The following is a 13121-nucleotide window of genomic DNA, read 5'->3' as shown; positions in this document are numbered from 1 at the left end:
CCCACGCGGGGGTGCCGAAAATCCACACCGCCCCGCGCCCCTTCGGGGCGCGACCGAACCGCACCGGACTTCAGCGAGGGCGCTTAGCGGTACGACACGGCTGGGCGGCGCCCGTGCGGCAGCCTGACCGGATGCCGTACGGGCTGCCGCCCGCCACCATCGACTACGCGCCGTCGTACGCCGCCCGCAGCGCGGCGATGTCGAGCTTGCCCATCTTCATCATCGCCTCGGTGGCCCGCTTGGCCTTCTGCGGGTCCGAGTCGGCGATCATGCCGAGCAGGGCGGTGGGGACGATCTGCCAGGACACCCCGAACTTGTCCTTCACCCAGCCGCAGGGGCCCTCCTCACCGCCCTCGGAGAGCTTGCTCCAGTAGTGGTCCACCTCGTCCTGGTCCGCGCAGTGGACCTGGAAGGAGATGGCCTCGCTGAAGGTGAACTGCGGCCCGCCGTTGAGCCCCACGAACTTCTGTCCGTTGGCCTCGAACTCGACGGTCAGCACGCTCCCCGCCGGGCCGCCGGGCTCGACCCCGGTGTAGTGGGTGATCCGTCCGAGCCTGGAGTTCTTGAAGATCGAGATGTAGTGCTGCGCCGCCTCTTCGGCCTGGCCGTCGAACCACAGGCACGTGGTGAATCCGTCGCTGGCCATCGGTACCTCCTGCGCTGGGGAGCATTTACCCCTTCAGACCGCTCCCCCGCCGGGAACTCATCGGTCCTCGGCCGACGCGTTTTCCGTGAGGTAGTGATGCAGCCGGCAGGAGCCCTCGAGCATCGCCGTGGCGCGCTGGGCAAGCCCCTCCTGACGTCGGGCGATGACCGTGCGCAGGGCCTCGCTGCCGCCCGTGCGGCGCAGCCCCTCGAGGACGGGCCGGATCTGGGGCAGCGGATAGCGGACCCGGCGCAGCAGGTCGATCATCCGGGCGTCCCGGACGTCGGACGGTCCGTAGACGCGGTAGCCGGTGCTCCGGTCGCGCCGCGGGCGCAGCAGACCGGCGGACTCCCACACCCGCAGGGCCGAGGTGCGCAACCCCAGACGGGCGGCCACCTCGCCGATGCGCAGCGGCCCGGAGCGTGACGGCGCCGACGCGTCCGGGGTCTGCTCGGCGACCGCTTCGAGCGCCTTCCCCGCCGCCTCGAGGGAGAGCCGCTGGTCATGGAGCGCCGCATGTCCGGCGTTGACCAGAGTGAGCGCCAGGGCCACGTCCTCGTCGTGGACGGCCCGCATGACCGCGCGGGCGGTCTCCGCGCCGTATCCCGGCATCAGGGCCCGGTAGGCCACCAGGGCTCTGCGATGCCGGTCGTCGAGTCTGCGGTAGCCGGCGGGGGTGCGGGTGGCCGGGGGCAGGATGCCCGCGTCGACGTAGTTGCGGATCTGCTGGGTGGAGACACCCGCCATACGGGCCAGATCGACGGGGCGCAGCGCGGCGTCCGTACGGCTCACGGTTCGTCACCTTCGACTCGAGGGTTCACGGGCGAGTTGAAGGTTAGCGTCGACTCCATCGCGGTGTGCCCGGCGGGGGTTGGACAGAAAGCCGGGAAAAGTCTCAACGTGCACTTCAATGAAACACTTGAAGGCATGGATGTCAGCGAAATCAAGGTCCGTGGAGCCAGGGAGAACAATCTCCAGGGCGTGAGTGTGAACATTCCCAAGCAGCGGCTCACGGTCTTCACCGGTGTCTCCGGATCCGGTAAGTCCTCGCTCGTCTTCGACACCATCGCCGCGGAGTCGAGGCGGCTGATCAATGAGACCTATACGGCGTTCGTCCAGAACTTCATGCCGACGCTCGGCCGTCCGGACGTCGACTCGCTGCGGAATCTGAGTGCGGCGATCATCGTGGACCAGGAGCCGATGGGCGCCAACTCCCGTTCCACCGTGGGCACCGCCACCGATGCCCACACCCTGCTGCGGATCCTGTTCAGCCGGATCGGCAGCCCGTACGTCGGCCCTCCCCTCGCCTTCAGCTTCAACACCGCCGAGGGCATGTGTCCGCGGTGCGAGGGGCTCGGCCGGGTAACCGACATCGACATCGGCCAACTCATCGACAGGGAGAAGTCGTTGAAGGAGGGGGCGATCACGGTCCCCGGATTCGAGGTGGACAGCTGGCACTGGCAGGTTATGGCGGCCTCCGGCCTTTTCGACCCCGATACCAAGCTCCGGGACTACACCCCGGCCCAGTGGGAGGACTTCCTCCACAAACCGGCCACCAAGATCAAGGTGGGGAAGAACAACCTCACCTACGAGGGGCTGGTGACCAAGGTCCGCCGGCAGTATCTGGCGAAGGACCGGGAGACGATGCAGTCGCGCATGCGCGCGTTCGCCGACCGGGCCATGACCCTGGCCGAGTGCCCCGAGTGTGAGGGCGCCCGGCTGTGCGAGGCCGTCCGGTCCTGCCGGATCGACGGCCGCTCCATCGCGGACTGCTCGGCCCTGCAGATCAGCGATCTGGCGGAGTTCGTACGCGGCATCCGGGACGATTCCGTCGGGCCGGTGCTGGAGAGCCTGCGTGCGCTCCTCGACTCCCTGGTCGAGATCGGCCTGGGGTATCTGAGCCTGGACCGGGAGTCCGGCACCCTGTCCGGCGGCGAGGCCCAGCGGGTGCGGATGGTCCGGCATCTGGGCTCCAGCCTGACCGATGTCACGTATGTCTTCGACGAGCCCACGGTGGGCCTGCACCCACATGACATCGAGCGCATGAACCGGCTGCTGCTCCAGCTGCGGGACAAGGGCAACACGGTGCTGGTCGTGGAGCACAAACCGGAGACCATCCGGATCGCCGACCATGTGGTGGACCTGGGGCCGGGCGCCGGGGTGGCGGGAGGGCGCGTCTGCTACCAGGGCGACCTGGCGGGCCTGGGCGCCTCCGACACCCTGACCGGGCGCTATCTGGACCACCGGGTGCGGCTGCGGGAGAAGGTACGGCAGCCCACCGGGCAACTGCCGCTCCGGGGCGCCCGGTTGCACAATCTGCGGGATGTGAGCGTGGACATCCCGCTCGGTGTGCTCACCGTCGTCACCGGTGTCGCCGGATCGGGCAAGAGCTCCCTGATCCATGGGTCGCTGTCCGGGCGGGAGGAGGTGATCGTCGCGGACCAGTCGGCGATCCGTGGCTCCCGCCGCAGCAACCCGGCCACCTATACCGGGCTCCTCGATCCGATCCGGACGGCGTTCGCCAAGGCCAACCGCGTCAAACCGGGGCTGTTCAGCGCCAATTCGGAGGGCGCCTGCCCGCGGTGCAAGGGCATCGGGCTGATCTACACCGACCTCGCCATGATGGCCGAGGTGGCCTCGGTGTGCGAGGACTGCGAGGGGAAACGGTTCCGGCCCGAGGTGCTGACGTACCGGCTGCGCGGGCGGAACATCAGCGATGTCCTGGGCATGTCGGTGGCCGAGGCACTGGAGTTCTTCACCACCGGTCAGGCCCGGGTGATCCTGGACCGGCTGGCCGCGGTGGGACTGGGCTATCTGGCGCTGGGTCAGCCGCTCACCACGCTCTCCGGGGGTGAGCGCCAGCGGCTGAAGCTGGCCATCCACATGGCGCGGAGCGGCTCGACGTACGTTCTGGACGAGCCGACCACCGGACTGCACCTCGCCGATGTGGACCAGCTGCTCGCCCTGCTCGACCGGCTTGTCGACGCGGGCAACACGGTCGTCGTCATCGAGCACCACCAGGCCGTGATGGCCCATGCGGACTGGATCGTCGACATGGGTCCGGGGGCGGGCCACGACGGCGGTCAGGTGGTGTTCACCGGGACCCCCGCCGACCTCGTGGACACCGGCGGCTCCCTCACCGCCGTCCACCTGCGCGACTACGTCAAGCGGACATGAGCCCCCGCCCTGATGGTCCCGTCGGCGGGACCACCGGGGCGGCACGGCGCGTCAGGGCGCGGGCGGGGGTGCGGGAGCACCCGCGGGCGGCGGGATCTTGGCGTAGGCGGCCGTGGTGGTGCCCGCCTCGGCGGACACCACCACGCTCTCCCGCGGCATCAGGGCGTCACGCGCCGCGCCCGGGTCCCAGCCGGTGTCGACCACCCGCTTCTGCACCAGGATCGCGGCCCCGAGGACCACGAGGCCGAGCAGCACGATGACCACGAGCCCGACGGCGCCACCGGCCTTGCCCGCGTTGCCGATGAGCGCGCCGAACCAGCCGAAGTCGGCGTCGCCGAAGGTGGTGTTCTGGTCGCCGAACGCGCCGAGCACCTTGAGCAGCAGGGCGGGGAGGAAGGTGATGAGCAGCCCGTTGAGGAACGCCCCCACCACCGCGCCGCGCCGGCCGCCGGTCGCGTTGCCGTAGACCCCGGCCGCGCCACCGGTGAAGAAGTGCGGCACCAGACCGGGCAGCACCAGGGCGAGGCCGAAGGCCGGATTGAAGATCCATGTGAGCAGGGCCAGGCCGACCAGCCCGCCGGTGAAGCTGGAGATGAAGCCGATCAGCACCGCGTTCTGCGCGTACGGGAAGACGATGGGCGCGTCCAGCGCGGGCAGCGCGCCGGGGACGACCTTCCGCGCGATCCCCTGGAAGGCGGGGACCAGTTCGCCGAGGATCGTACGGACGCCGAAGAGGATCACCGCGACGGCGATGCCGAACTGGAGCCCCTGCATCACGGACTGCATCAGGTAGTTGCCGGTACCGGTGGCCACGGCGCCACCGGTGCCCGTGGCGAACGCCTTGAAGGCGGCCTTCTGCCCCTCCTTGATGAGCAGGAGGACCGCCATGACCAGGTAGATCAGCAGCATCGACAGGGCGGTGGCCACCATCGAGTCGCGCAGGAAGCGCAGCCCCTCGGGGAGCTTCATCTCCTCGGTGGAGCGGCTGCGCTTGCCGACCACCTTTCCGGCCGCGCCCGCCACGATGTACCCGGCCGTGCCGAAGTGGCCGATGGCCACGGTGTCGCTGCCGGTGACGCGCTTGGTCCAGGGGTGGGCGAAGGCGGGCATCGCGACCAGCATGATGCCCAGCAGCACACCGCCGACGGCCACCACGGCGATGGTCGAGCGGCCGCCGTTGGCCAGGACCACGGTCAGCAGCGTGGCCATGAAGAGCATGTGGTGCCCGGTCAGAAAGACATAGCGGAGCGGGGTGAACCGGGCCAGCAGCAGGCTGACCACGAAGCCCAGGATCATCAGCCAGGCGACCCGTGAACCGAACTGGTCCTGGGCGATGCCGACGATGGCCTCGTTGGTGGGGATGACGCCGTGGGCGCCGGTGACGCCCTGGATCATGGTGCCCAGCGGGGCGAGGGAGTCGGTGACCAGCCCCGCTCCCGCGCCGATCAGCAGAAAGCCGAGGGTCGCCTTGATGGCGCCGCCGATGATCTGCCCGGTGCTCTTCTTCATCGCGATGAGTCCGACGGCGGTGATGATGCCGATCAGATACGCGGGCTCGCTCAGAATCTCATTGACGAGAAACGTGGCAAGGGTGACAAACCAGCTCATGGTGCTTCCTCAGTCCCCGTCGTTCAGACGTCGTACGTGTCCCGGAGCACCGCGTCCACCTCGGCGGTGCTGGTGAAGTCCTGGACGACCTTCACCGGCCGTCCCACATCGCCCAGGGTCCTGGCGATCTCACGGGAGGTCAGCAGGGCCACGGCCTCGGATGCCTTGCCCTTCGCGGAGATGGTGTCGGTGGCCTCCACGGTGACGAACCTCGACCAGCCCCAGCGGTCCAGCACCTGCTCCAGGGTGTTCTTGAGGAACAGGCTGGTGCCGACGCCGTTGCCGCAGACGGTGAGGATCTTGTGCAGCGAACCCGCCCGGGGCTCGGGGGCGGCGGACGGCTCGGACGGCTCCGGCCCGGAGCCGTCCTCCGGCCGCTCCCCGGCCAGTACGGCGTGCAGCGCCTCCGGGGTGGGCGCGGCAGCGAGGGCGGCCGCCGTGTCGGGGTCGCCAAGGAGCCGTGCCAGGCTCGCCATCGCGGAGGTGTGCGCCGCGGAGTCCTGGGCGGCCAGGGCGACGACGAGGGTGACGGGGTCGTTGGACTCATGCCCGAATTCCACGGGCCCGGCGAGCCGGACCCAGGACATCCCGGTGGACAGCACCGCCGGGGACGGCCGGGAGTGGGCGAAGGCCACACCCGGCGCGATGACGATGTACGGCCCGTTCTCCTCGACGTTGGCGACCATCTCGCGGGTGTACTCGTCGGTGGTGGCTCCCGTGTCCACCATCAGACGGCCGGCGGCACCTATCGCCTCACGCCAGTCGGCCGCCCGTACGTCGAGCCGGACGGCCTCGACGGGGAGCAGGTCTTTCAGATCTTCCATGCAGGTCATCATGGCTGACATGGCTCTGTCACACAGCCCCCGGAGGCGGAAGCGGAGCGGCAGCCTCCGCAGTGTCCGGCAAGCATACGAAGACGAGAACCGCGAGCGCCTCGCACCCCCCGGCGGCCACCAGGGCGCCGGGCAGTGACCAGGTGGCGAGCGGACCGGCGAGGGCCGCGCCCAGGGCGAAGCCGGTGATCTTCAGGCTGGCGCCGGTGGTGAAGACCTGGCCGCGCAGCCGCTCCGGCGCCTCCCGGTGGCGGATCGCGAACAGGGCCGTGAGCTGGGGCCCCTCCGCGGCGCCGGCGAGCAGCACGGCGGCGATCAGCGCGGCCGGGTGGCCGGTGGCCGCGAGCAGGGGCGCGAGGACGAGCAACAGGGCTCCGCCGAGGAGCACGGCGTCCGGGTGCGGCGGGCGGGGGCGGCGGGAGAGGGCCGCGTTGGCCACGAGGGCCGATGCGGCGGTGGCGGACAGCAGCAGGGCGCCACGGTCGGCGCCGCCGAGCGCGGCCGCGCCGAGCGGCGGCCAGCAGATGAGCAGCGCGCCCTGGCCGACGCAGGAGACCACGGAGGTGACGGTGGCTCGGGCCAGGGGCCGGTTGCGGACGATGACGCGCAGCCCGGCGGTGAGATCGGCGACGACCGACGTGCCCGGCGGTGGGGCCGACGGGGCGGGTCGCGCGGGCGCGGGGAGCGCCCGGACGGCGGGCAGCGCGAGGCCGATCAGCGCGATGGACACCACCACGGCGGCCGGTGCCCCGGCCACCCCCGCGACGGCCCCGGCGAGTGCGGGCCCCACCAGCGCGGCGAGGCTGAACGTCAGCGCGTCGAGCGCGGTGGCGCGGGGCAGGTCCGGCGGCGCCACCACCCGGGGCAGTTGGGAGGTCCATCCGCCGGACAGTGCCGGTCCCAGCAGCCCCGCACCCACCGCGAGAAGAACCGTGAGGGCGAACGGCACCCGTCCCAGGCCCAGAAGGACCGCGGCCAGCCCCGCCGCGTAGAGGGCGAGCGCCGCGGCCAGCAGCCGGGCCGGCCGGGTCGAGCGGTCGAGCAGCACCCCGAAGAGGGGTCCGCCGCCCGCCGCCGCGGCCATGATCCCCGCCAGCAGCGCCGAGCCCGAGGAGGGCGAACCGGTGAGCACCGGCCCGGCCAGCAGCAGCGCGGGACCGGACATCTCGTCCCCCGCGCGGGCGGCGGCCGCCCCGCCCAGATAGCACCCCATCGCGTAACGCCCCGGCATGCGCAGCACGTTACGGTGCTAACGCAAAGCCCCGCCAGGTGCGTTACATTGGCGTTGTGTCATCGCCTTCGAACGACAACTGGTCGACCCGGCATTCGGTACGGGCCACCGCCCGGCGCATCACCGCCCTCGTCAACGCCCTGGCCGCGGAGCCGAGCCCGGATCCCGCCGCGATCGCCGGGCTCCTGCTCGATCACGGTGAGTCCGGCCCGCTCGAGCTCACCGCCGACGATGTCGCGGGGATGCGCACCGCCGCGCTGCGGCTGCGCGAGGTGTTCGCCGCCGGTCAGGTCGACGAGGCCGCCGGGGTGCTCAACCGGCTGCTGCGGGAGGGCACCGGCCCGCTCCGGCTCAGTTCGCACGACGGCCGCTCGCCCTGGCATCCCCACCTGGACAGCGACGACGAGGCGCCCTGGGGCGAGTGGTTGCTCGCTTCCTCGTGCATGGCGCTGACCGTGCTGCTCTGGGAGGGTCAGCGCCCGCCCGGCGGTCTGTGCTCCTCCTCCGGCTGCGGCGATGTCTTCCTCACCGTGGGCAGCGGACCGGAGCGCCGCTACTGCTCACGCCGGTGCGCGACCCGTGAGCGGGTGGCCGCCCACCGGCGCGCCAAGGCGAAGACCGGATCCCGGACTCCGTAAGGGTTCCACGCGTCATCCGGTGTGCATCGCGTAGGGCGTGTCCCCCCGCGCCGGGTCCTGGACATGCCGGGCCCGCCGTCCGCGGCCTCCGAACCGGGAGCCGAGCCAGCCGAGCAGAAAGCCGGCGGGAATGGTGAGCAGGCCCGGATTGCGGAGCGGGAACCAGTGGAAGTCGCGCTCGGGGAAGACCGCGAGCGGGTTGCCGGAGATCGCCGGGGAGAAGGCCATGGCCACGGCGGTGAGCAGGAGCCCCCCGTACAGCGCCCAGCGCAGTCCGTTCACCGTGAAGCCGCGCCACAGGGTGCCGTAGAGCACGACGGGCAGCAGGGCCGAAGCGGCGGCCGCGAAGGTGAAGGAGATCAGGACCTGCCGGTTCCAGTGCTGGGTGACGATGGCGAGGACGACGGCCGCGACGCCGACGACCACGATGGCCGTACGGGCGGCGGCCAGCTCCCGGTTCGCCGACAGCCGGCCCTTGAAGACGACCTTGGCCAGGACGTCATGGGCGAGGGAGGCCGCGGCGGCGAGGGTGAGTCCGGCGACCGCCGCGAGGGTGGTGGCGACGACCGCGCAGGCCACCACGGAGAAGAGCAGACTTTGGTCGGCCTCCTGCGCCGCCGGGTCCAGGGCGAGGGTCAGCAGCAGCAACGCGTCGCTGCCGGTGGGGTCGGAGGCGCGCAGCGCGCGGGCGCCGACGACGGCGGTGGCTCCGGCGCCCACGATCACGATCAGCCCGAGGATGGTGGTGACCGCGCCCACCGCCCAGGTGGTGGCGGCGCGGGCGGCCCGTATGCCGCGGATCGGGTGGAGCCGCATGGTGAGATGGGGCATGCAGGCCGCGCCGAGGGCGAGGGTGAGCTGGACGCTGATGACGTCCAGGCGGCCGCTGAGGGAGTCCCCGTACTGGCGGCCGGACTGCCAGAAGCCGTCGCCGTAGCCACTGGCGTCGGCCGCGGCGTCGAAGAGGGTGGCCGGGTTCCAGGAGAAGCGCTTCAGCACCAGACAGGCGAGCAGCACGAACGCGGCGAGCAGCAGCACCGTCTTGAGGATCTGGACGAATCCGGTGCCCTTCATCCCGCCGAGGGCGGCGTAGCAGACCATGAGCGAACCGATGAAGATGGTGCAGCCGGTGACCGCGCCGCTTCCGGGGATGCCGAGCAGCAGGGCCAGCATGGCGCCCGCGCCGTTGAGCTGGACCAGCAGCAGCGGCATGACGACCACCAGCACCACGACGGCCGTGCCGATGCGGGCCGGGCGCTCGCTCAGCCGCTCGGAGAGGACGTCGCCGAGGGTGAACCGCCCCCGTCCGCACAGCGGTCCGGAGAGGACCAGCATGAACATCAGGATGGAGAGCACGGTGGAGGTGGCGATGAGCACCCCGTCGAATCCGGCCAGGGCGATGGTGCCGGTGGTGCTGAGCACGGTGGCGGCGGAGATGTAGTCGCCCGCGATGGCCAGACCGTTCTGCATCGGGCTGAGCGCGCCGGTGCCCAGGTAGAACTCGGTGGGGTCGTCGTTGCCGGTGGCCGCGAGGATGCACAGCAGGAACGAGACGGCCATGAAGCCCGCGAAGAGCACGAACGCGAGCGTTCTGGGATCCAGGAAGCTCACCGCTCCCCCTCCCCCGTGGTGCCGGCCCGGCGGTGGGCCCGGGCCAGGACGGTGAGCAGCACCGCCGTGTCCAGGCCGATCAGCATGGCGCCCACGGTGAACCCGCCGCCCGCGCCGAGGTTGACGACGCCTTCGGCGGCGCAGTTGACCACCACGGCCGCCACATGACAAGTGAGCGCGGTGCAGGCCGCCCGCGCCGACCAGGGCCACGGCCGCTGCCACGGTGAGCGCCGGGCCGGCGGAGGCGGCGCCGCGGGGCGGGGTGGGAACGTGGCGGTGCGGGGCGCGGTGCGGGACGGGACGGACGGGAACGGACCCCAGGGGTGGTCGCGGTCGGACATGTCGCGGCTCCTTGTGCGGCTTCCGTCCCAGGTCGCCGGGACGGAAACGCCACGACAGCAGGTCAGAAGGGTCGCGTACAGCCCAACCGACGGACCGTGTGACGGGCGCACATGATCGGCGCGGGGCCGTTGTGCACGCCCACATCGGCTCAGGCGGACGGGGGATCTCAGGGCGTCAGCAGCCGGTGCGCGGACAGCGCGAGCGACAACTCCATGACCTCGCGCGGGTGGTCCAGCGAACGCCCGGTCAACTGCTCGTAACGGCGCAGCCGGTTGAGCACCGTGTTGCGGTGGCAGAACAGCAGCCCGCCCGCGCGGCGCGCCGATCCTCCGGCCTCCAGCCAGGCGGCCAGCGTCGTCAGCAGCAGCTCCCGGTCGGCGGGCTCCAGGGCCAGGACCGGTCCGAGCATCCGCTCGGCGAGCGCGGTGCCGAGGTCCGGGGAGGACACCACCAGCGCCTCCGGATAGCGCTCCTCCAGCAGCGCCGCCGACCCAGCGGCCGGGCGGGTGCGCAGCGCCGTATCGGCCAGCCGGCGGGCCGTGTTGATCGCGGCGAGGCCGGTCACGGCGGGGCTGACCCCGGCCCGTGCGCCGGGCGGCACCTCCAGCCCGCGCACCAGCCGCTCCGCGCCGGTGTCGCCCTCGCCGACGCCGGCGCCATCACCCTCGCCGAGCAGCACGATGGCGTGGGCGGCGCCCTCCGCCGTATGCCAGACCGCACGGAGTCCGTCGCCCACCTCGACGGAGTGCGGCGTCCGGCACGGTGCGTCGGCGTCCTCCAGCGCCACGACCGCGTAACGCCCCTGCTCGGGCAGGCCGAGGACCTGCTCCGCCTCGGGGAAGTCGCTCACCCGGGCGGTGCCGTCGAGCAGGGCCGCGACGATGATCCGGTAGCGGTTCTCCCGGTGCCAGGAGAGCTGCCGCTCGACCTCCTGGTACGCCGTGGCGACGAGGGTGCAGTGCTCGTCGACGAAGTTCCACACATCGGCGGCGACATGGACCAGCGACTGGGCGCCGAGCGGGTCCTCCTTCGAGGCGGTCTCCAGAAGCTGCTCCCAGACGACGGTGCAGCCGATGCGGTACGCGTGCAGCAGCGCGTCCAGCGGAAAGCCCTGGGCGGCGCGGTCGGTGCCGATACGCCACGCGCAGGACCGGGCCGATTCGCGCGTCTCCTTGGGGTGCACCAGCGAGCGCACATTGTGGCTGAGCGAGTCGTGAACCTCCCGCCACACCTCGTGCGGGTCCACGACGGCGGAACGGTAGGCGGGCTCCCGCTCCTTCATCAGCGCGACGATACGGTCCGTCAGCCGTGGCACCTCCTCGATGAGCACCCGGGCGGCCCGGTGCAGCAGCGCCACGGTCTCGCCGTCCGCCCGCGACCGGATCGGCGGACGGGCGGCGGGCATCCGGGGCGGCGTCCGGACCCGGTCGGCGGACGGGCGGGGGGCGCGGCCCATGGCGGGGACGGAAGCGCGGGAGCCGGTGACTGGGTGCATGAACGTTCCTCCACCTGTGACGGGCAATGCGCAGCTCAACGCGGCAGCGTGAGGCCACGGCCAGGTTTGATACCAGAGCCTGCATGGCTATTGCACCATTGGCATACCGGCGGGTCGGTGCCTTCCGCGAATTCTTCCGCGCGCCCGCCCGACGACGGCCCGAAGCCGCAGCGCGGAGTGGGTCGCGGCGCGGACCGGCGCCGGGGGCCGCCGAACCCCGAGCGCCCGGCGCAGCCCGTCGCCCAGAAGGCTGTCGGCGGCGCTGCCCGCGAGTTGGCCGAGCACACCCGGTACGCGCCCGGCGAGCAGGTCCCGAGTGGCTCCCCACAGGGCGTGGGCCTCGGGGGTGAAGGTGAAGTGGGCCCGCTCGAAGTCCTCCATCCACGCCTCGAACTCCCGCCGGTCCGGCGGGACGTCCGGAATGCCCATGCGCTCGGCGAGAGCGAGATAGAGGGTGTGGGACGCGTCCCGTTCAGTGTCGGTGGGCGCCCGCCAGGCGTAGGCGGCGCACCAGCGCATCGGGGCGAGGTCGAAACAGGCCAGCACATAGCGGTAGGCGTCATCGCTGATGTCCCAGGGGGCGTGCAGACGCTTCAGCGCGGCGACGGTCCGCTCGCCCTCCTCGCCGTCCAGCCCGTGGCGGAAGATCCCGTACATCAGCTCGCCGGTCGCCTTGGCGCGGGCCCGGGTGTGCCGGGTCATCCGGCCGGTGGCGGTGAGCACCCGGGCGATCTCCGGTACCGCGAAGGTGCGGCAGAACCCAGGTTGAGCCCCATCTTCAGATCCTGGGCGAAGGTGTCGAACGCCACCCGGCGGTAGATCTCCTCGGCCTGCCGCAGCGCGGGGTGCGAGGGCGTCATCAGCCCGCCTCGAGGGAGCGCTGGGGATGGTCGTGGACTGCGGACATGGGGCCACCGTACTGGCGGCCTCGGGATATGCTGTCGATCACTTGAATCTTCGGGGGGAGAGTTCCGCATGCTCGATCGTCTGGCGGTCCATGAGCTGATCCACCGCTGGTGGTTCGCCTTCGACGAGGGGCAGTTCGACGTCTGGCCCGAGCTGCTGACCGAGGACGTCCACATCACCTCCCGCTCGGACACCGGCACATCCCCGTACGAGGAGTTCATCGCCTCCGACAACCGGGGCCGCGAGCAGGTGATCGCCTGGCAGCGGCAGCACCGCGAGGCGGCCGGCTATCCGCTGCGCCACAACGCCTCGAACATCCACATCGAGCGGGTCGACGGCGATGACATCTCGGTGGTGTCCTACATGTACACCACCAACATCACCGACGGCCAGGTGACCCCGATCGCAAGCGGTGTGGTCCGCTGCACGGTCCGCTCCGACGGCGCCGCCTACCGCCTCGCGGAGCTCCACATCGTCCTGGACACCCACGCGGTGGCCTTCACCGAGCGCCAGGCGTAAGCCAACCGGGGGGGGGCCCCCCCCCCCACAAACGCCGGCGGGGGGGGGCCGCCGCGCCCCCCCTCCGGCGCCCCCCCGAGCGCCCGCCCACCCCCGCGCCCAGTGCGGCTCGGGC

13 protein-coding genes are annotated in these 13121 nt (G+C 71.8%); 3 read left to right on the top strand and 10 right to left on the bottom strand.

Going from position 1 to position 13121, the window contains the following annotated elements:
* Positions 1 to 163: 163 nt before the first annotated feature.
* Both ACFXB5_RS29465 and ACFXB5_RS29460 read right to left on the bottom strand, forming a co-directional pair.
* Positions 164 to 646: a VOC family protein gene (locus ACFXB5_RS29465; RefSeq protein WP_385213198.1), complete on the bottom strand. Its 483-nt coding sequence runs from the start codon at positions 644 to 646 to the stop codon at positions 164 to 166.
* A 57-nt stretch (positions 647 to 703) separates the two neighbouring features.
* Positions 704 to 1438 carry a MerR family transcriptional regulator gene (locus ACFXB5_RS29460; protein ID WP_385213196.1) on the bottom strand — a complete coding sequence of 245 codons (735 nt, stop codon included), beginning with the start codon at positions 1436 to 1438 and terminating at the stop codon, positions 704 to 706.
* Between the two features lie 135 nt (positions 1439 to 1573).
* On the opposite strand from ACFXB5_RS29460, the gene ACFXB5_RS29455 reads away from it, so the two are divergent.
* A complete protein-coding gene (locus tag ACFXB5_RS29455) occupies positions 1574 to 3823 on the top strand; it encodes an ATP-binding cassette domain-containing protein (RefSeq protein WP_385213193.1) in 2250 nt (749 codons plus the stop codon).
* Between the two features lie 51 nt (positions 3824 to 3874).
* Here the strand turns inward: ACFXB5_RS29455 and ACFXB5_RS29450 are convergent, their stop codons facing one another.
* From ACFXB5_RS29450 to ACFXB5_RS29440, 3 genes are read right to left on the bottom strand one after another with little or no spacing between them, the layout of a single operon-like run.
* Positions 3875 to 5431 (bottom strand): PTS ascorbate transporter subunit IIC, encoded by a 1557-nt coding sequence (locus ACFXB5_RS29450; RefSeq protein ID WP_385213191.1) that lies wholly within the window; start codon positions 5429 to 5431, stop codon positions 3875 to 3877.
* A gap of 23 nt (positions 5432 to 5454) precedes the next feature.
* Positions 5455 to 6255: a PTS sugar transporter subunit IIA gene (locus ACFXB5_RS29445; RefSeq protein WP_086881150.1), complete on the bottom strand. Its 801-nt coding sequence runs from the start codon at positions 6253 to 6255 to the stop codon at positions 5455 to 5457.
* Between the two features lie 28 nt (positions 6256 to 6283).
* Positions 6284 to 7495, bottom strand: a complete 1212-nt coding sequence (locus tag ACFXB5_RS29440) for an MFS transporter (protein ID WP_385213204.1) — start codon at positions 7493 to 7495, stop codon at positions 6284 to 6286.
* A 56-nt stretch (positions 7496 to 7551) separates the two neighbouring features.
* Between ACFXB5_RS29440 and ACFXB5_RS29435 the strand changes: the two genes are divergently transcribed.
* Positions 7552 to 8133 (top strand): CGNR zinc finger domain-containing protein, encoded by a 582-nt coding sequence (locus ACFXB5_RS29435; RefSeq protein WP_385213188.1) that lies wholly within the window; start codon positions 7552 to 7554, stop codon positions 8131 to 8133.
* A gap of 12 nt (positions 8134 to 8145) precedes the next feature.
* On the opposite strand, the gene ACFXB5_RS29430 is transcribed toward ACFXB5_RS29435, so the two are convergent.
* The 5 genes from ACFXB5_RS29430 to ACFXB5_RS29410 form a co-directional block, all read right to left on the bottom strand.
* Positions 8146 to 9744, bottom strand: a complete 1599-nt coding sequence (locus tag ACFXB5_RS29430; RefSeq protein WP_385213186.1) for a cation acetate symporter — start codon at positions 9742 to 9744, stop codon at positions 8146 to 8148.
* On the bottom strand, positions 9741 to 10085 hold the full coding sequence (locus tag ACFXB5_RS29425; RefSeq protein WP_385213184.1) for a hypothetical protein: 345 nt from the start codon (positions 10083 to 10085) through the stop codon (positions 9741 to 9743). The genes ACFXB5_RS29430 and ACFXB5_RS29425 overlap by 4 nt, the downstream gene beginning before the upstream one ends.
* A gap of 167 nt (positions 10086 to 10252) precedes the next feature.
* Positions 10253 to 11581: a PucR family transcriptional regulator gene (locus ACFXB5_RS29420; protein ID WP_385213181.1), complete on the bottom strand. Its 1329-nt coding sequence runs from the start codon at positions 11579 to 11581 to the stop codon at positions 10253 to 10255.
* 87 nt (positions 11582 to 11668) lie between these two features.
* The gene (locus ACFXB5_RS29415) at positions 11669 to 12304 is read right to left on the bottom strand and encodes an oxygenase MpaB family protein (RefSeq protein WP_385213178.1); all 636 of its coding nucleotides are present in this window, start codon (positions 12302 to 12304) and stop codon (positions 11669 to 11671) included.
* Entirely contained in the window at positions 12280 to 12441 is a 162-nt protein-coding gene (locus ACFXB5_RS29410; RefSeq protein WP_385213176.1) for a hypothetical protein, read from the bottom strand. Before ACFXB5_RS29410 ends, ACFXB5_RS29415 begins: the two co-directional genes overlap by 25 nt.
* Positions 12442 to 12556: 115 nt before the next feature.
* Between ACFXB5_RS29410 and ACFXB5_RS29405 the strand changes: the two genes are divergently transcribed.
* Positions 12557 to 13006, top strand: coding sequence for a nuclear transport factor 2 family protein (locus tag ACFXB5_RS29405; protein ID WP_201852035.1), 450 nt, complete (start codon positions 12557 to 12559; stop codon positions 13004 to 13006).
* The last annotated feature ends 115 nt before the right edge of the window (positions 13007 to 13121 follow it).

This window comes from Streptomyces sp. NPDC059455, assembly GCF_042750115.1.
GTDB classification, from domain to species: domain Bacteria; phylum Actinomycetota; class Actinomycetes; order Streptomycetales; family Streptomycetaceae; genus Streptomyces; species Streptomyces endocoffeicus.
This window is presented reverse-complemented; position numbering and strand designations above follow the sequence as displayed.